Annotated in this window: 1 protein-coding gene; it reads right to left on the reverse strand. The window is 42.9% G+C overall.

What is annotated here, in order from left to right:
• Nucleotides 1-46: 46 nt before the first annotated feature.
• On the reverse strand, nucleotides 47-592 hold a 546-nt coding region (gene rplD / locus ACTHSP_RS21330; protein ID WP_440346922.1), incomplete at its 5' end, for a 50S ribosomal protein L4.

Genomic DNA, 592 nt, shown 5'->3' on the forward strand with positions numbered 1-592 from the left:
TCAGAAACGATAGGTGCCAAGATTACTTGAGTCAAACGTTGTTGATTCATACCCATTGCTCCTCTAATTGTGCAACTGCATCTTTAGTGATAACGACTTTTTTGTAACGCAGCAAGCTGTAAGGATCAACTTGTTGAGCTTCCAAAACCAATACGTTAGGCAAGTTGCGTGAAGCCAAGTAAACATTCTCGTCGAGCTGTTTAGTTACAAACAGAACTTGCTCCAAACCCAAATTTTTCACTTGTTCAGCAAAAACTTTAGTTTTAGGAGTTTCAGCAGTCAATGCTTCGATTGCAAACAAACGTTCATCACGAGCCAATTGGGACAAAATAGTCGCCATACCGGCACGGTACATTTTACGGTTCACTTTTTGAGTGAAGTTTTCATCAGGTTTGTTTGGGAATGCACGACCACCTTTACGCCACAGCGGAGAAGAAGTCATACCGGAACGAGCACGACCGGTACCTTTTTGGCGCCATGGTTTTTTAGTAGAGTGGTTTACTTCGGCACGAGTTTTTTGAGCACGATTACCAGAACGGGCATTTGCCAAGTAAGCAGTAACCAGTTGGTGAACCAGAGCTTCATTGTATTC

It is taken from the genome of Neisseria sp. P0001.S005 (assembly GCF_051963715.1).